The organism is Opitutus sp. (assembly GCA_024998815.1).
Lineage (GTDB): Bacteria > Verrucomicrobiota > Verrucomicrobiia > Opitutales > Opitutaceae > Rariglobus.
Genome location: JACEUQ010000003.1, coordinates 551,827 through 569,174 on the forward strand (window position 1 = coordinate 551,827; position 17,348 = coordinate 569,174).

At 62.7% G+C, this 17,348-nt stretch carries 17 protein-coding genes; 14 read left to right on the forward strand and 3 right to left on the reverse strand.

Going from position 1 to position 17,348, the window contains the following annotated elements:
* Nucleotides 1-24 precede the first annotated feature (24 nt).
* Both H2170_17400 and H2170_17405 read left to right on the forward strand, forming a co-directional pair.
* Entirely contained in the window at nt 25-936 is a 912-nt protein-coding gene (locus tag H2170_17400) for a 2-dehydropantoate 2-reductase (protein MCS6301848.1), read from the forward strand.
* 421 nt (nt 937-1,357) lie between these two features.
* Nucleotides 1,358-2,638: a PAS domain S-box protein gene (locus H2170_17405; GenBank protein ID MCS6301849.1), complete on the forward strand. Its 1,281-nt coding sequence runs from the start codon at nt 1,358-1,360 to the stop codon at nt 2,636-2,638.
* A 564-nt stretch (nt 2,639-3,202) separates the two neighbouring features.
* Here the strand turns inward: H2170_17405 and H2170_17410 are convergent.
* A complete protein-coding gene (locus tag H2170_17410; protein ID MCS6301850.1) occupies nt 3,203-4,549 on the reverse strand; it encodes a transposase in 1,347 nt (448 codons plus the stop codon).
* 62 nt (nt 4,550-4,611) lie between these two features.
* The gene (locus H2170_17415; protein ID MCS6301851.1) at nt 4,612-4,869 is read right to left on the reverse strand and encodes a hypothetical protein; all 258 of its coding nucleotides are present in this window, start codon (nt 4,867-4,869) and stop codon (nt 4,612-4,614) included.
* A 127-nt stretch (nt 4,870-4,996) separates the two neighbouring features.
* Between H2170_17415 and H2170_17420 the strand changes: the two genes are divergently transcribed.
* From H2170_17420 to H2170_17435, 4 genes are all read left to right on the forward strand, one after another.
* The gene (locus tag H2170_17420) at nt 4,997-6,064 is read left to right on the forward strand and encodes an IS630 family transposase (protein MCS6301852.1); all 1,068 of its coding nucleotides are present in this window, start codon (nt 4,997-4,999) and stop codon (nt 6,062-6,064) included.
* A gap of 304 nt (nt 6,065-6,368) precedes the next feature.
* The gene (locus H2170_17425; GenBank protein ID MCS6301853.1) at nt 6,369-6,959 is read left to right on the forward strand and encodes an SAM-dependent methyltransferase; all 591 of its coding nucleotides are present in this window, start codon (nt 6,369-6,371) and stop codon (nt 6,957-6,959) included.
* Nucleotides 6,960-7,114: 155 nt separating this feature from the next.
* A complete protein-coding gene (locus H2170_17430) occupies nt 7,115-7,513 on the forward strand; it encodes a hypothetical protein (protein ID MCS6301854.1) in 399 nt (132 codons plus the stop codon).
* Between the two features lie 162 nt (nt 7,514-7,675).
* Nucleotides 7,676-9,814: a TonB-dependent receptor gene (locus tag H2170_17435; protein MCS6301855.1), complete on the forward strand. Its 2,139-nt coding sequence runs from the start codon at nt 7,676-7,678 to the stop codon at nt 9,812-9,814.
* A 503-nt stretch (nt 9,815-10,317) separates the two neighbouring features.
* Here the strand turns inward: H2170_17435 and H2170_17440 are convergent.
* Nucleotides 10,318-10,956 carry an adenylate/guanylate cyclase domain-containing protein gene (locus H2170_17440; protein MCS6301856.1) on the reverse strand — a complete coding sequence of 213 codons (639 nt, stop codon included), beginning with the start codon at nt 10,954-10,956 and terminating at the stop codon, nt 10,318-10,320.
* 590 nt (nt 10,957-11,546) lie between these two features.
* Here H2170_17440 and ndhC point away from each other — a divergent pair.
* From ndhC to nuoK, 8 genes are all read left to right on the forward strand, one after another.
* Nucleotides 11,547-11,918 carry an NADH-quinone oxidoreductase subunit A gene (gene ndhC, locus H2170_17445; protein ID MCS6301857.1) on the forward strand — a complete coding sequence of 124 codons (372 nt, stop codon included), beginning with the start codon at nt 11,547-11,549 and terminating at the stop codon, nt 11,916-11,918.
* Nucleotides 11,919-11,962: 44 nt separating this feature from the next.
* Nucleotides 11,963-12,574, forward strand: a complete 612-nt coding sequence (locus H2170_17450; protein ID MCS6301858.1) for an NADH-quinone oxidoreductase subunit B — start codon at nt 11,963-11,965, stop codon at nt 12,572-12,574.
* Nucleotide 12,575: 1 nt separating this feature from the next.
* Nucleotides 12,576-13,274 carry an NADH-quinone oxidoreductase subunit C gene (locus H2170_17455; GenBank protein ID MCS6301859.1) on the forward strand — a complete coding sequence of 233 codons (699 nt, stop codon included), beginning with the start codon at nt 12,576-12,578 and terminating at the stop codon, nt 13,272-13,274.
* Nucleotides 13,271-14,467: an NADH-quinone oxidoreductase subunit D gene (locus H2170_17460; protein MCS6301860.1), complete on the forward strand. Its 1,197-nt coding sequence runs from the start codon at nt 13,271-13,273 to the stop codon at nt 14,465-14,467. The genes H2170_17455 and H2170_17460 overlap by 4 nt, the downstream gene beginning before the upstream one ends.
* A gap of 166 nt (nt 14,468-14,633) precedes the next feature.
* Nucleotides 14,634-15,278, forward strand: a complete 645-nt coding sequence (locus tag H2170_17465; protein ID MCS6301861.1) for a 4Fe-4S binding protein — start codon at nt 14,634-14,636, stop codon at nt 15,276-15,278.
* Nucleotides 15,275-16,522, forward strand: a complete 1,248-nt coding sequence (locus tag H2170_17470; GenBank protein MCS6301862.1) for an NADH-quinone oxidoreductase subunit H — start codon at nt 15,275-15,277, stop codon at nt 16,520-16,522. The genes H2170_17465 and H2170_17470 overlap by 4 nt, the downstream gene beginning before the upstream one ends.
* Nucleotides 16,523-16,551: 29 nt before the next feature.
* Nucleotides 16,552-17,037, forward strand: a complete 486-nt coding sequence (locus H2170_17475) for an NADH-quinone oxidoreductase subunit J (protein MCS6301863.1) — start codon at nt 16,552-16,554, stop codon at nt 17,035-17,037.
* Entirely contained in the window at nt 17,034-17,345 is a 312-nt protein-coding gene (nuoK, locus tag H2170_17480; protein ID MCS6301864.1) for an NADH-quinone oxidoreductase subunit NuoK, read from the forward strand. The genes H2170_17475 and nuoK overlap by 4 nt, the downstream gene beginning before the upstream one ends.
* Nucleotides 17,346-17,348: the final 3 nt, after the last annotated feature.

Below are 17,348 nucleotides of genomic sequence, written 5' to 3' on the forward strand. Positions count from 1 at the left end.
CGCGTAATCGGGGGCATGTCTACGTTGTTTAAAACGATCGCGGTGGTCGGCTCGGGAGCGCTCGGGTTGTACTACGGCGGGCGGCTGGCGCGGGCGGGCAATGCGGTGCGTTTTCTGGCGCGCAGCGACCTGGCGGTGCTGCGCGCGCGCGGCATCGTGGTGCGCGCCCCGGACGGGCACTTTACCTTGCCCGACGTGTCGGTGGCGGCGACGCCGGAGGAGATCGGCCCGGTCGATCTGGTGGTGATCACGCTCAAAGCGACGGCCAACGACCAGTTAACGCGGTTGCTGCCGCCGCTACTGCACGCCGGCACGGTGGTCTTGAATCTGCAAAACGGCCTCGGCGTTGACGAGGCCGCGGCCGCCGTAGTGGGGCCGGAGCGCACGGTGGGTGGGTTGTGTTTTGTGGGGGTTAACCGCGTCGAACCCGGCGTCGTTGAGTGCAAGTTGCCCGGCCAGATTGTGGCGGGGGAGTTCACCGGAGCATCGCAGGAGCGCACCCGAGCGTTGGCCGACTTGTTTGGGCGGGCCGGGGTGAAGCTGAGCGTGAACGAGTGCCTAGCCGGCGCGCGCTGGCACAAGCTGGTGTGGAACGTGCCGTTCAACGGCCTGGCGGTGGCTCGCGGCGGTATCAGCACGGCGGATATTCTGGCTTCCGCCGAGCTCACGGCGGAGGTGTGGGCGCTGATGCGCGAGGTGCAGGCGATCGCGGCGGCGCACGGGGTGGTGATAACCGACGCGTTTTTGAAAGATCAAGTCGAGCGCACTCGGCCTATGGGTGATTACAAGCCGTCCACGCTGCTCGACTTTTTGGCAGGCAAGCCGCTGGAGCTGGAGCCGATTTGGGGCGAGCCGCTGCGCCGCGCCCAGGCGAAGGGCCTGCCGGCGCCGCGCCTGCAGGCGCTGTACGCGGCGCTGGCGCAGGTCGGGAGGTGACACTTTCGCACTCAAAGAAATACAAACGAACCGGTTTACCGCTAATGAACGCTAATGGCCGCTAATAAAAACCTGGGATATAGGGCTTCTGCATTAGCGTATCTTAGCGTTCATTAGCGGTTAAAAATCCGGGGTTTGATGTTTGGTTGCTGGTACGGTGATCGTGAACTGCAGCCAGGTTTTTATGCGTGTGAATGAGAAAGGGTAGCAATCACCGACCCACCGATCGGCATGCCAGCGGCACCTCCGAGCTCCGTATCGTTCTCGTTCTCTTAATCCTACTCGTTCTCGTTCCGATGCCGATTGCTCGAGGTAAAGCATGCCTTACAGGTATTGTTTTTAGGGCCATCCTCCGCCTTCCAGTCCTTAGCCTTGCCGTAGTGAGCCCGGCACGCCTGTCTGCCCTGAGTTTTCTTCTCCCATGTCCTTCTTCATCATCCTTGTTCTGGCCTCCGCATTGATTTTCGCCTGGCTGAAAATCTGGTCGCATCGGCAGGCGGTGCGGGCCTTGGAGCAGGCGATTTTTCGCAAGCAGCCGCTGTTGAGCGAAGACCTTCCCGGGGCGGCCGGTTCGGCGTGGGAGCGGCTGCGCGTGGCGGGCAACGAGCTCATCGCCGAGTGCGCTCAGTTGCAGCAGCAGCGCACCGGGCAGCTCGCCCAGCTTGAGGCCACCTTGGGTAGCTTGCAGGAGGGCGTGCTCATCGTGGATGCCAACAACTACGTGCTGCTCGCCAACAAGGCCATCCAGGCCATATCGCCGCGTCCGGCCCACCAAATCATCGGCCACCGCCTCGAACTGGTTCTCCACAGCGCGGCGTTTTTGACCCACGTCGAGGCCATTCGCCGGGGCAGGTCGCGGCCCCAGCAGGAGGTCGAATTTGTCGAGGCAGGGCGCACAACGTGGTTGGAGGTCACCGGCACCACCATCCCCAGCCAAAATGGGGAGCGCGGGCTGTGGACGATTTTTGTGCTACACGACATCACCAAGCAGAAGCAGCTGGAGGTCGTTCGCAAAGATTTCGTCGCCAACGTGTCGCACGAGTTGCGCACCCCGCTGTGTGTGATCAAGGGCTACGTGGAAACCCTCGTCGATGGCCACGCCGATATCCCGGCCGACGACCGTGAGCGTTTTTTGAAAACGATCCAGCGGCACACCGAGCGGCTCAACTCACTGCTGGAGGATCTGCTGGTGTTGTCGCGCTTGGAGTCGATCAACCCGGGGCTTAAGCGTGAGATCACCGACCTGCCGGCGTTGCTCACCGCGATCATCGACGACTACCGAGGCCGTCCTGCCGCCGCCGGCCACACGCTGGAGTGGGTCAATGACCCGGGGCTTGTGCCGTTCGGCCTTGATCCGCTGAAGTTCACGCAAGTGGTGGAAAACCTCGTGGACAACGCGCTCAAGTACACGCCGAAGGGGTCGCGCATCCAGCTGGCGACCCGCCTACACACGGCGGACGAAGTGGTGGTGAGCCTGCGCGACAACGGGCCGGGCATTCCGGCGGAATATTTGCCGCACCTATTCGAGCGGTTTTACCGGGTGGACAAGGGGCGTTCGAGGGAGACGGGCGGGACGGGTTTGGGGCTGTCGATCGTGAAGCACATTGTGCAACTGCACGGCGGCCGGGTGTGGGTGGAGAGCCAGCTCGGGCAGGGCACGACGTTTTTTGTCTGCGTGCCGCTGAGGTCGGGTGGCAAGTAGCGCAAAAGCTGAGGTGGGAAGTAGCGCAGACTTCCAGTCTGCATCGGGGGCTTGGGGCGGACGTGAATGGCACTGAGTTAGGCGGGGCCATCGTCGTTTTCGGTTAAGGCGCCCCTTCAGGGCAGGTGTACCTTAATCCATGATTCCTAGGGCGTTGCCCTAGGCTTGGATCGAGTGCCCCTTTGGGGCGGTCGGGCCCCAACTAAGTGCCATTCAGGCCTAACTAAGTACCATTCGGGTCAGACGTGAATGGCAATTAGTTAGGCCCGACCACCCCAACGGGGCTCACTACCACAGCCTAGGGCAACGCCCTAGGAATCATGAGGTAAAGTGCACAAGCCCTGAAGGGGCGATCTAACCAGGACGGACGATAACACCCCTTAACTAAGTGCCATTCCAGCCAGTCCCCGTTTGACCCCTGCCCTTTCAGGTGCGGTCCCGCACAACCGCCACGGTAACCGCCTCAGCCCGCCAATCCTTTGCCAATCCTTTAGTGTCACCTATTAGGTGACACCTGGAGTTTGGCCCCAAAAGCAGGTGGATGCGAAGCGGCCGGAGGCCCGGTTACGCAGCGCGGAAGAGTGCTTCAGCCAAGAAGGGTGGCGCTTTTGATGAGTTCGTGGAGGGAGGGTCGGTCGACGTGAAGTCGGAGAAACTCTCTGGGGCGATCTGGTCGGCCCAGCATTCGCTGCGCAGGGTGCGCAAGAGGTCCCCCGTGGAACTGGTCGCAGGCGAGGCGCCCGAAGAGTGCGTGCGCCATTTGGGCGGGCGAAGATGCGGCGGCGGATCAGGGGTTTGCCCCGCAGGATCGCCGAAGAGCAGGGCGGCGATTAACAACAGCGCATAGGCGGCGACGGTGGCGGCGGGTTGGTTGCGGTTGGAGGCGGCGGTGCGCAGTTGTGCCTGGCCGGTGCCGATCAGGGTTTTCTCATCCCGGAAGTTTCCCTCGATGACCCAACGCCAGAGGTAATACTGGAGTTGGTCACCCACGGGCATATCCGGGTCGGTGCAAACCAAGAAGGCAGGCTGGCGATAGAGCAGCTTCGAGCCTGCGCGCAATCGGTAGCCCACCGGGGCGATCACCATGACTTGCAACGGGAGCGTCGCCCCGGCTTTACGCCACAGCACCGGCCCGAGGGTCTTGATTTTAAAGGTGTGCTTTTTTCCGGCCGCATAAGCCTCGACGCTTTGCCAGGCCACGGTGTCGTCGGTGCGCAGCTCTTCCGGGGTCTGGACCGGCGCGCCATAGACCGGCGGGCGACCGGTGGCCGCGGGTGGTCCAGGCAGGGCGTTGAGCACGGCGTCCCGGCGGATCCGGCCGATATAAACGGTCTTGGCGGGCAGGCCCTTGAGTACGACCGCATTGGTGTAACTGCCATCGCCGGCGACCACCAGTTTGCGCGTGTCTGGCAGCGCCTGGCGAAGCTGCTGGATGCGGGCGAGCGCGACGACATTAAGCCGCTGCTGTTTTTTCTTCTCCGTGTACTGCTGAACCTCGTCGGTAGTGGCTTTTTTACCCGGCTTTGGCGGCGTCGGCGCGTGGGTGAAATCCACCGGAATCATCCGGGCGTGTCCGTCGGAACCAGGCCAGGCCGCAGAGAGTTGCACATAGCGCTGGCCGCGCACCAGGTTGGTTTGGAACGCGGGGCCGAGCGGATCGCGTTTCCAGCCGACGCCGTCGATCTTGACCCCGGTTTTGCGTACCAGGGTGTCATCGATGGCGGCCACCAACGGGGTAAGCGCCGGCAGGTTTACCTCAAGCTCATGGAGGACCGTGCGGAAAAGCCCCGCCGGCTTCACCCGGTCACGCGAATACAACCGGTAGTCGGCCGTCCAGTCCTGCTGGGCACGCCCGCACAGACAAATCAGGTTGGTAAGAGTCCCCCGGCACGGTGAAACCAGTGCCGCCATGAGATGCCCCTGCAGTCTCCGGGCGCACTCGGGGGCGGCGCAAGCCGCAGCACAAGCCCGTTTCATAAGTCGTCCCAGCCGATCGGATAAACCCAACTGGACTTTTTTTTAACGCCTACGTCCACCAGCTCGGGCGTGACCGGCATAACGGGCGCGACCAGACTGCGTGAGAGGACCAAATGATGCGCGTCGGTGACGGTCCACTCGACGGCCTCCGACTTGGCGAACCCCATCGTCTGGGCGATGGAAGCGGGTAATGTCACATACCACTGCTCACTGTTTTTGCGGATGATGCGCTGAACTTTGGTGGTGGTGCTCATGGTCCGACACCATCGTTCATGGCCACGCTTTTTCCCATGGGCCCGACGCCCCATTTATCTCTACGGCCTTCTCCGGGCCAACTAGTGCTTACTTGCAATAATAAGTGATATTGTATCCGCTTTGTAGATGGGACGAAAAGCCGTGCGAATCACTTGTAGCGAGGGGGATCAGCAATCCCTAGAAAAACGGGCAACCAGCCGGATTGAGTCGAGGCAGCGAGTTGAGCGCGCCCGGATGATCCTTGGGTGCGTGAGTGGCGAGCAGGTGCAAGAGGTGGCGCGCCGCTGCAACACCAGGCCGAACACCGTAATAAAGTGGAGGGATCGCTTTGTGCTGCTTGGCATGAAGGGGCTGGATGATGCGGCACGGCCGGGCGCGAAGCGCACCTACGGTGAGGACTTTCGAGATCGGGTGCTGGCTTTATTGGAAGGGCCACCCCCTCCGGGGCAGGCGCGCTGGGATGGTCCAGCGGTGGCCCGTGTGCTCGGCGGCTCGGTGCACGCGGTCTGGCGAGTGCTGCGCAAGGAGGGCATTTGCCTGCAGCGCCAGCGCTCGTGGTGCGTGAGCACTGACAAGCAGTTCGCAGCCAAGGCAGCCGATATCGTCGGGCTCTACCTGAGCCCACCGGAAAAGGCATTGGTGATAAGTGTGGATGAAAAGCCTGGCATCCAAGCCCTAGAGCGCGCCACCGGTTACGTGGAGACCGACAATGGTAAAATCGTCCAGGGACTCAAAAGCACCTACAAGCGCCACGGTACACTCAACTTGTTCGCTGCCCTTGATGTGGCCACGGGCTTGATCAAGACGCAGAAAACCACCCTTAAGCGCCGGGAGGAGTTCCTGCTGTTCATGGACCAAGTGGTGGCGGATCACCCGCCCGAGAGAGAACTCCACGTGATTTTGGATAATTATTGCACCCACAAAAAGTGCGACGCTTGGCTCGCTCGGCACCCCAATGTCCACTTCCACTTTACCCCAACCTCGGCGAGTTGGCTCAATCAAGTTGAAATCTGGTTCGGCATACTAACAAGGAAGGCGCTACGGGGCGCGAACTTCAGAAGCGTCGCCGAACTTAGTCAGGCCATTGACGCTTTCGTCGCCGCCTACCTGCCCAATGCCAAGCCGTTCAAGTGGCGCAAGCGCGAGGTCAAGGGAAGCCAACTCAGAAATACTATCATTAATCTACGCAATTAAGCACTAGTCAGAGGCCAAACTCCAGGTGTCACCTATTAGGTGACACTAAAGGGTTGGCCCTGGAGACTGGATCGGCGGGTGAGAAAGGGGGGCGGGGGGGGGGCTGGCCGTGGTTTTGTTGTTTTTGAGTGTTCGAAAAGTTCAAGGACCCCTAGAGGCACGCGGCGCGCCTCTCCAACACCAGAGTACCCGGATTTTACCACTGTCGGCCAACCTTGGGCTGGATTCGGCCTGGCCGCTCCGGTCGGTTCCCCATCTTCGGGATTGAGCACCGCCGCCGCCCTGCGTAACACCTCAGCACTTCATGCCGCTGGAAATCGCCCAAGCCATCACCGCCTCCCGTCTCACCGAGTTGCGCGCCCTCCTCGCTCCGCTCTTGCAGACCCAACTGCCGCTCACCCTGGAAATCGGCAGCGGCCACGGCCACTACTTGACCGCCTACGCCGAGGCCCACCCGCAAAAGTTCTGCATCGGCATCGACATCATCGGCGACCGCCTCGAGCGCTCCGCGCGTAAATCCACCCGCGCCGCCCTCACCAATATCGCCTGGGTCCACGCCGAGGTGACGCTTTTCCTAGAGGCGCTGCCCGCCGACACCCGCCTCGCGGAGATTTTCCTGCTGTTTTCCGATCCCTGGCCCAAGCGCCGGCACTGTAAAAACCGGGTGTTGCAGACCGAGTTTTTAACCTTGTTGGCGAGTCGGGCAGGGGAGGGTGCCCGCTTCTGTTTCCGCACGGACCATGTGGAGTATTTCGACTACGCGCAGAAAATTGCGGTGGCTCACGCCGACTGGCAGGTGGCCGAGGAGGTTTGGCCCTTCGAGCTGGCTTCGGTGTTTCAAGACCGCGCCGAGAACGGCCACCAGTCCTTCATCGCCCGCCGCCGAGCGGGATAGTCGGCAGTAACGTCCGAGTTGGCGCATCTGCCGCCCTCGTCGGCTTTGATAAGCGCGGGAAAACGAGGCTTTTCGGGGGCGTCAGCCAAAATGTACGGGGCTCAGCTCGTGCTGGACGTGCCCCCTTGACGACTCTGTTATAACTACGAACTGCCGTGCCTTCCGCTCCCGCAAAAACCGCCCCCGTCACCCGCGTCCAAGGCGCGATTGCGTGGCTGCTGGCCGGGCTGGTTTTAACGCTTGGGCTGCTCGCGGCCTCGCCGGAGACCCACGCGCGGCTTCACGCCGCCTTTGACGCTCCTGCCGCCGACGGCCACTGCGGCGATCAACCCCATGGCGCGTCACACGCCGCGTCCCACGCTGGGGCCCACGACGACTCCGACTGCGCCGTATCCCTTTTTCAACACGGTGTGACTGCGCCGCTGCCGCTGCCGCGCCTCACCTGCCCGCAACGGGTGTGGAGCGTCAGCCAGTCTCAGCCGAGTGATCGGCAGTTGCCTCCGCCCGCTCCGCACCGACTGCAGCCGGCTCGGGGTCCGCCCGGCCTCGGTTAAATCCCCTGCCTCGTCCTTCGGGCGGCTTCCTGTGCGAAGCCCCCTGTTTATCGCCCTGCCTGCACCGCGTTCCATCGCACCCTATCCTTGCCGCGCCCGTTTGCGCGCAAGCTGCGGCGTGCGTGCCAACGCCCTTGTTCATCGAACACACCTGATAACACCATGACTTTAACTGTCCGCCTTTGCCTCCTTCTCGCTGCCGCCGGCCCTGTGCTGGCCTACGCCCAAACGCCGCCCCCGGCCCCGCTTCCCGCAACACCCAGCGCGGCCCCGACCGCAGCTCAGCTCGCCACGTCCGAAGCGGAACCGGTCACCCTCGCGCCCTTCGTCACCACCGCCTCGCCCTACGCCCGCAGCCAGGCCGAGCTCACCTCCGCCACCACCGTGCTCGACGGCCAGGCGCTCGCCCTGCGCCAACAGCCCACCCTCGGCGAAACCCTCGCCGGCCTGCCCGGCATCAGCGCCAGTTACTTCGGCCCCGGCGCCAGCCGCCCGGTCATCCGCGGCCTCGACTCGAACCGCGTGCGCATCCTCCAAAACGGCCTCGATACCCTCGACGCCTCCTCCACCAGCCCCGACCACGCCGTGAGCGTTGAGCCCTTCCTCGTCAAACGCATCGAAGTGGTGCGCGGGCCCGCCGCCCTGCTCTACGGGTCGGCCGCCGTCGGTGGCGTGGTCAACGTGATCGACCACCGCATGGAAACCGAGCTGCCTGCCAACCCAGTCACCGGCACCTTGGAAAGCCGCTACGACACCAACGCCTCCGGCATTGCCAACGGCGGCACCGTTGACATCGCCCTCGCCCCCGACCGGGTTAACAAATCCGGCTTCGTCCTGCACCTCGACGGCTTCCGCCGCGAGGCCGACGATGTACGCGTACCCGGCCGCGCCGCGCCCGGCGACGCCACCACCGAGAACCACATCCCCAATACCTCGCTGCAAAGCCAGGGCGGCTCCGGCGGCCTCTCCTACGTGAGCCCTGACTTCAACGCCGGGCTCAACTACAACGGCTTCGACACCACCTATGGCGTGCCCAACGAACGCACCGTGTCCGTCGAGCTCACCCAGCGCCGCTGGGACTTCGCCGCCGACCTTAAACGTGAATTTGGCATCTTTACCGGCGCGCGCACCAAGTTGGGCACCGCCGACTACCAGCACGTCGAAATGGACGGCGGCACTCCCGGCACCACGTTTACCAACACCGGCTACAACGGCCGCGTCGAACTGCTCCACGCCCCGCTGGCCGGCTTTACCGGCGCCTTCGGCACCGAGGTGGGCGCCAGCGACTTCAGCGCCGTCGGCGATGAAGCCTACATGCCGACCAACCAGACCCAGAACTACGCCCTCTTCATCTTCGAGGAAGCCAAGACCGGCGCCTTCACCTGGCAGACCGGCGCCCGCTACGAGACGCGTGCGATTGAGGCTGAGCAATTTGATAGCGCCCTTTTTCTTAACAATACCGGGGGGCATCCGACCCGCACCTACGCGGCCCGCACCGACGACCGCGACACCCTTTGCCTTTCCGGCGGGGTGATTCGCACGCTCACCCCGGCCTACGCCCTCGCATTTAACCTCACTCACACCACCCGCGCACCCAACGCCCAGGAGCTCTACGCCGACGGCCCCCACCTCGCCACCGACGCCTACGAAGTCGGCGACGCCAGCCTTGCGGACGAACGCGCGCTCGGGGCCGAACTCAGCCTGCGCAAAACCAAGGGCTTTATGACCGGCGCGCTCACCGGCTTCGTTACCCAGTTTAACAACTACATCTACCAAAACGATACCGGCACCACGGTCGATTATCTCAACACCCCCGGCGACACCACCGACGACCTGTCGGAATTCCGCTTCATCCAACGCGACGCCCGCTTCTACGGCGTGGAGCTGGAGACCGCGTTTCACCTGATCGCCGAAACCCGCCACACCCTCGACCTGCGCCTCAACGCCGATCACACCCGCGCCCAGGAAACCGACGGCCCCGACCTGCCGCGGATTGCCCCGGTTAAAGGCCTGATCGCCCTCGACTGGACGCGTGGCCCGTGGAGCGCCGGCACCGACCTGCAACTGGCCGCCAGCCAAAGCCAACGCGCCCCCGGCGAGACCCCGACCGACGGTTATGCGCTGCTCGGCGTGTCGCTCGGCTACCGCCTGGAAACCCGCTTCGCGACCTACGATTTCTTTATTCGAGGCAGCAACCTGACCGACGAGTCGGCGCGTAACGCGACGAGCTTTGCCAACATCAAAGACATCGCCCCGCTCCCCGGCCGGGCGGTGACCTTCGGGGTGCGCGCCGCCTTCTAATCGGCCGTAACGGCCATCGGTACGGATATCCGCTACACGTTCCGATTTTAGGCTTTAACGCCAATGCCTGTAAGGCATGGCCAAGATAGATTTAATCACCTCTAAATCAAGACCATGGGCGAGACGCCCATGCCACGTTACGAGCCGATGAAAGGGCGGGACGCCCAAGGCACTCGGCCCCGTCCGGACGTAGCATGGGCGTCCCGCCCATGGGATTGACGTGGCATGGGCGTCTCGCCCATGGGATTGCTGCTGTGTCGGTTATGGTACTTTTAGGAATGCCTTACAGGCATTGGCTTTAACGCAAAGGCGTAGGGATCCAAAGAATCGCAAGGAAATCATTTCTTGGTAATGCTTTGCGGACTTTGTGGCTCGGCGGGATTCACGGAGGTGACTGGCCGTGTTTTGTTAGTTTATACGCCAAGGCGGTATTTCAGCATGGGATCTTTGCCACCGAGCTGATTCGGGCGGAGTACCCCCGTGCGCATTAGGGCTCCCTGGGTTTATGTCCGGCTAAACTGCACCTTGTAGGCTTTGCCGAAACCAGTCGGAGCTTCAGCCAACAACTCAAAGCTCACCCCGAGGTTGGCGTTGGTCGACAGCGCTTGGTAGGCCGCCTCGGTGACCAGGATTTCATAGGCTTTGGCCGTGTCTTCGCCGAGTTTGGAGGCGGCGTTTACTTCGGCCCCAAAGACATCGCTGTCGCCGATGCGCAAAACCCGGCCGAAGCCCAGGCCCACACCCAGTAAAACGTGCTCCTCGGGCGTGCGGTTTTGGTTATAAGTGGCCAGCGCTTTATTCATCTGAATGGAGGCCGTGAGTGCTTTAGGCGGGTTGCGGAAAATCACCAGAAAGCTGTCGCCCTCGGTTTTGAGCAGAATACCGTCGTGGTCCTCGATAATCGGAATCAGCAGGCGGTGGGATTCGGCAATCGTTTGCAGGAAGTGGATCACCCCGAATTGGGCGACGTTACGCGAAAACCCGGACAAGTCGGTAAACATGACGCACCACTCCTCGCCAAAAAGATCCCAGATCCGCGCATCAATGTGTTTTTTATCCGAGTCGGGCTTGATGCGTTCGGCGATCAGCTTTTCCAGGCGGTCTTCCGAGGCGGACGCGAGAATCGATTTTTTATAGGCCATGAGAGTGGGGTTACTCTTTTCATGAACGGGTGCGCTCACAAGCCCTTCCGCCGTTTACCGTGTTTTCGCGGGTTGGGGGGCGCAACAAAAGCGGACCGGTGAAGGCCCGCTTGAAGCGGTGACTATACCAATAGCTTAAACGAACGGGGCTATTTTTAACGCAAAGCCGCAGAGGCGGAAAGTTCGCAAAGTACTACAAATAAATGACTCCCTTGCACTTCTTCGCGTCCTTGCGCCTTTGCGTTAAAGCCCAAAATCGAAACGTGTAGGGTATAATACTAATTCGCGTTCAAGATGAGGCAAATTGGCCAGGGACGGCCAACCCTGGTACAGAGCTCGGAAATGTAGGGTTGGTCGTCCCGGCCAATTCCGATCACCTTGAAAGCGTATTGGTGTAATAGGCAGCCGGGATGGTGGCTTCTGGTAGGGTGCTAAATCTGCCATAATGTGCCGGAAATAAGCAGGTTAACAAGCGTGCGGGTTCGCCTGTTGCGGCAATTAGTGCACGGCTTCCGCCAAGAAACACAACGCCTTGCCCGTTGTGAGTCGGGCCTTGGGGAGTAGCTTAGTGACCGAAGCCAGCGCCTAAAATGAACGCCCACCCTTACGCCTTCCTCGCCCTGTTTCTGGGGGTCGCGATTGCCTTCCCTCTCGTGTTGCTCGGCGTGGCGTGGCTCTGGGTGCGCTTCTTCCAGCCGGCCAAGCCCGGCCCGCTGAAAAACTCCACCTACGAGTGCGGCCTGGCCGCTAGCGGCGAGACGTGGATCCAGTTCAAGGCCCACTACTACCTCTACGCCATTCTGTTTCTGGTTTTCGACGTCGAAGTCCTGTTCCTGTTGCCCTGCGCGGTGGCGTTCACCGGCCTGTCCACCGGAGCGTTGGTGGCCATGCTGGTCTTTATTCTTCTCCTCGCCGAGGGCCTCGTCTGGTTCTGGCACCGCGGTCACCTCGAATGGAAATGAACGCCTCCGACATCAAGCACACGCCTTTCCCCGCCGCTGGCACCATGACCGATGCCGAGCGCGAGGAGCTTCGCCGTCACGGCATTTTGTTAACTAGCCTCGAGGAGCTCTACAACTGGGGCCGCAGCAATTCCATCTGGCCTATCCAGTTCGGGCTGGCTTGTTGCGCCATCGAGATGATCGCCGCCGCCACCGCCCGCTTCGACATTGCACGCTTCGGCGCCGAGATTTTCCGCCCCTCGCCGCGCCAGGCCGACCTGATGATCGTCTCCGGCACCGTCACCAAAAAGATGGCCCCGCTGGTCGTGCGCCTCTGGAACCAAATGCCCGAGCCGAAATACTGCATCGCCATGGGTGCCTGCGCCATTTCCGGCGGCCCGTTCAAGCAGGGTTACAGCGTGCTCAAGGGCATCGACCGTTTTCTACCGGTGGACATCTACATCCCCGGCTGCCCGCCGCGCCCCGAAGCGTTGCTCAACGGCCTGATCAAGCTCCAGGAGAAGATCAAGGGCGAGAAGCTCACCGGCCCCAACGCCGCCCGCCACGTCCGCGCCGACGTTAACAACGAGCACCCGATTCCTGAATACGGCGCGCACGACCTCGTCCCCTCCAAGAACACCGCCCTCTGGTCGCCTCCCGCCCCGCCGACCGCCTGATATGGAAACCGTCGAACAGATCCGCGACCGCCTTCTCGCCCGTTTCCCAGCGGCCGCGGTCGCCGTCGTCACCAACCCGGGCGCCGCCGCCGAACACGCGCTGTTGCTCGACGCCACCCACGCACGCGAGATCGCCGAATTCCTGCGCGACGACCCGGTGTTGCGGCTGGATTATTGCTCCAACGTCACCGGCATTGACTGGCCGGAAAAAGAGATCACCGACACCGTCAAGACCACCGTGGCCGATCCCGCCGGCGGCCCTGCCAAGGTGGTGGAAACCAAAACCGTGCGCGTTGAGCCGGGTTACTTCGAGGCGGTGTATTTCCTCTACTCGATGGCCAAAAAACACGGCCCGGTCATCGTGCGCCTGCGCACGGCAAACCGCACCGACGCGGTCACCCTGCCGTCGCTCACGCCGGTGTGGCGCTCGTGCGACTTCCAGGAGCGGGAGATTTTCGATCTTTTTGGCATCGTTTTTACCGGACACCCCGACCTGCGCCGCTTGCTGCTTTGGGACGAGTTTGTCGACCACCCGATGCGCAAAGACTACGTCGAACCCGACGACTACGAGTGGGAGCCCACCGCGCACGGCGACGTGCTCGCCCGCGCTCAGGCCCACCAAGCCGCCGTCGCCGCTGCGGCCGCCGCCGCGCCCTCCGCCGCCATGCCCGTGGTCAACCCCACGCCTTCCGCCTCATGAACCCTTCCGGCAATTCCTGCGGCTCCATCCCCGCCGCCTCGCCCTTCGCCCCTGTCGCCGGCCCGATCATACGATCGGTAAACGACCCGTTTCACGGCGATTTGTTGGAGGTCTCGATGGGGCCGCAGCACCCGTCCACCCACGGCGTTTTCCGCATGGTAGCCACCCTCGACGGTGAGTTGATCGTTAAGCTGAAACCGGTGTTTGGATACCTGCACCGCAACCACGAGAAAATCGCCGAGAACACCAGTTATCTGGCGTCGATGCCCTACACCGACCGGCTCGACTACCTGTGCTCGCTCTCGACCAACTGGGCCTACGCCTTCGCGGCCGAGAAACTCCTCGGCCAGCCCGTGCCCGACCGCGCCCAGTACCTGCGCATCATCCTGGCCGAGATGACCCGCCTGGTGAACCACGCGTGTTTGGTCGGCTTTCTTTTTAACGACCTCGGTACCTCGTTCACCCCGTTGCTCTACGCCTTCCGCGAGCGCGAAAAGATCATCGACCTGTTCGAGTCGCTCACCGGCTCGCGCATGATGTGCAACTACCAGCGCTTCGGCGGTTGCCGTGTGGATCCGACGCCGGAGTGGCTCGAAGCCGCCCGCAAACTGGTGGAGAACTTCCCGCGCTTCCTCGACGAGTACGAGCGCATGCTCACCGGTAACGAGATCATGCTCGCCCGCACCCAGGGCATCGGCCGCGTCACCCCCGCGCAGGCGATCAACGCCGGTATCACCGGCCCCGTCCTACGCGCCTGCGGCGTCGATTACGACATCCGCAAGGTCGACGCCTACGGTTTCTATTCACGCTTCGATTTCCGCGTGCCGCTCGGTGACCACGGCGACACTTACGACCGCTACATGATCCGCATTTTGGAAATGCGTGAGTCGGTCAAAATCCTCGCCCAGGCCTTCCGCGATTTGCCCGCCGGCCCGATCATGGATTCCAAGGCCAAGCAGCGCGGACACCGCCCCAAAGCCGGCGAAGCCTACGGCCGCATCGAGGGGCCCAAGGGAGAGATCGGCTTCCACCTGATCAGCGACGGCAGCCCCAATCCCTACCGTTACCGCGTGCGCCCGCCCTCCCTTATCAACCTCACGCTGCTCGAAGACATGTGCCTCGGGCACACCCTCGCCGACTCCGTGGTGATCCTCGGCAGCATCGACATCGTCCTTGGCGAAGTGGACCGCTAGTATGAAGACGAACTCTAAAAGAAATCAGCGATCAGCGGTCTGGCATCAGCCCAAACACCCTTCGCCTAAGGGCCCCCGAGCCATGGAATCCCGCCCTCTGCGTTCTGAATCCTGCCATCTGACATCTGTCACCTGACCGCTGATCTCTAGTATCTGCCCCATCACCATGCTCGGCACCGGCATCCTCAACGGCCTCGCGGTCACCGCCAAAAACTTCCTCGGGAGTTTTCACGATCCCGCGCGCCTCGTCACCGTCGAATACCCCGAGCAGCACATTCCCGTGCGCGAGGCGTATCGGAATTTCCCCTTCCTCGTGAGCGAAAGCGCCGACGATCCCATGGGGACGTTGCGCTGCGTGTCTTGCCTGACCTGCGAAAAGGAATGCCCGCCCCAGTGCATCGTGATCGTGCGCAGCAAGGACAAGAAGCCCGATGCCACCGGCAAGGCCCAGTTCTACCCGACCACCTTTAACATCGATACCTCGGTGTGCATGGGCTGCCAGATCTGCGTGGAGGTCTGCCCGTTCGACTCGATCAAAATGGACAAGGTGTTTGAGATCACCGCGACCAACCGGTTCACCGAGCTGCTGCTGACCCGCGAGCAGTTGGCCAAGTCCAACGCCTACTATCACAAGATCCATCCGGTGGAGGCCGCCGAAGTCGATGCCCGCCTGGCCGCCGAACGACTCGCCGCCGAGGAAAAAGCCAAAGCTGCGGCCGCCGCCAAAGCCGCTGCCGCCGCGGCTAAACCCGCAGCCCCGGCAGCTCCCGCAGTTCCGGCGCCGCAAACTCCTCCTCCCGCCACCCCATGAGCGCCGTCCTCGCCTCCGAACCGTTTCTGGAACGCGCCCCCATCGAGCTCCGCGATGCCATCGTTCAACTGCTGCCCGCCCCGGCGCAATGGCTTGGGCACCACCTGATCACGATCCTCGCCGTGGTTTTGGGGTTTAGCCTGTTTTTTGCCTTCACCACTGTCGCCGAACGCAAGCTGCTCGGCCGCCTGCAAAACCGTCTCGGGCCCAACCGCGCCGGCGTGCCCAAGTTTTCCATCCTGCCTTTTCACCTGCGCCACAAACTCTTCGGCCTGAGCCAGCCGTTTGCCGACGCGATCAAGGCGCTCACCAAGGAGGACATCGTGCCGGCCGCCGCCGATAAACTCCTTCACTTCCTCGCCCCTGTGGTGGTGGTGGCATTTTCGCTGATGACCTTCGCGGTGCTGCCCGTTGGCCGCCACCTGATCCCCGTCGAACTCGATGCGGCGTTACTGTATTTCTTTGCCGCCGGTTGCGCCTCTGAACTCGCGCTGTTCATGGCCGGCTGGTCGAGCCGCAACAAGTACTCCCTGCTCGCCGCGATGCGCGCCCTCGCCCAGCTGATCAGCTACGAGTTGCCGCTGATTCTCTCGGTGGTGCCTATCGTGCTGGTCACCGGTACGCTCTCCACCGTGGCCATCGTGCAAAGCCAGGGCGTGTGGTCCTTCGGTTTGTTGCCGCACTGGTTTGTTTTCACCCCGTGGGGTTTTGCCGGTTTTATCATTTTTCTCATCTCGACCCTGGCGGAAACCAACCGCTCGCCCTTCGACTTGCCTGAGGCCGAGAGCGAACTGGTCGCCGGCCACCTCACCGAATATTCGGGTTTCAAATACGCGCTGTTCTTCATGGCCGAGTATTTCAGCCTGACCGCCCTGAGCGGGCTGGGCGTGACCCTCTTTCTCGGCGGCTGGCAGGCCCCGGCTCCGTTCCTGGAGTTCATCCCGTCGTACCTTTGGTTCATCGGGAAACTCGTCGGCATGCTGGTGTTTTTCATCTGGATTCGCGGCACGCTGCTCCGGTTGCGCATCGACCAGCTCACCCGCCTGTCGTGGCAATTTCTGGTGCCGCTCGCCCTGCTCAACGTCGGCAACGCCGCGTTCTGGTCGCTCACCGCGCATTGGTCTGGGCCGCTTAACTTGGTCCGTTGGGCAATCTCCCTCGCCCTCCTGGTGACCCCCTTTCTGCTCCTTGGCCGCACACTTTCCGCCGGCTACGCGCCGCGCACCTACCGTTACGCGTCATGACCGTCGCCCTTTTCCTCATCGCCGGGCTGATGCTCGGTTCCGCCGCCGTCGCCCTGCTGCTGCGCAACTTGATCCACAGCGCCCTGCTGCTCGTCGCCAGTTGGGCCGGCGTCGCCGCCTTTTACCTCTGGGCCGGCGCCGAGTTTGTGGCCTTTGCCCAAATCCTCGTCTACGTCGGCGCCATCTCGATGGTGGTGCTGTTTGCGGTGCTGCTCACCCGCCAGGGCGCGGAGATTTCCCGGCCGGTCGAGGCGGACTCCCGGTGGCGGGCGTTTTCGGCCATCACGGTGGGGGCCTGCCTCGCCGCTGTGCTCGGTTCGGCGATTCTGTCGACCAAGCTCCCCGCCGCCACACCCGCCGCGCCCACGCTTTCGGTTAAAGACACCGGCTTGGAGCTGATGAACCATCATGGGGCCGCGCTGCTCATCGTCGGGCTGATCCTGACCGTCGCGCTGCTCGGGGCCACGGTGCTCGCCGCCACCGATAAACCCTCAAAAACCGAGGACGCCGCATGAGCTCACTTCACCTTTGCCTGCTCATTTCGAGCGCCTTGTTTTGCATCGGCCTCACCGGCGCGCTCGCCCGTAGCAACACCATCCTCGTGCTGCTCGGCATCGAGCTGATGCTCAACGCGGCCAACATCAACTTCATCGCCTTCTGGCGCTTTGGCCCGTCGCCCGCGCCGGCCAGCGGGGTGATCTTCGTGCTGTTTTCCATCGCCGTCGCCGCAGCTGAGGCGGCCGTGGGGCTCGCTCTGATCATCGCGGTGTATCGCCACCAGAAGTCCGTCCGCCTCCAAGACGCCACCTGCCTGAAAGGCTGAGCC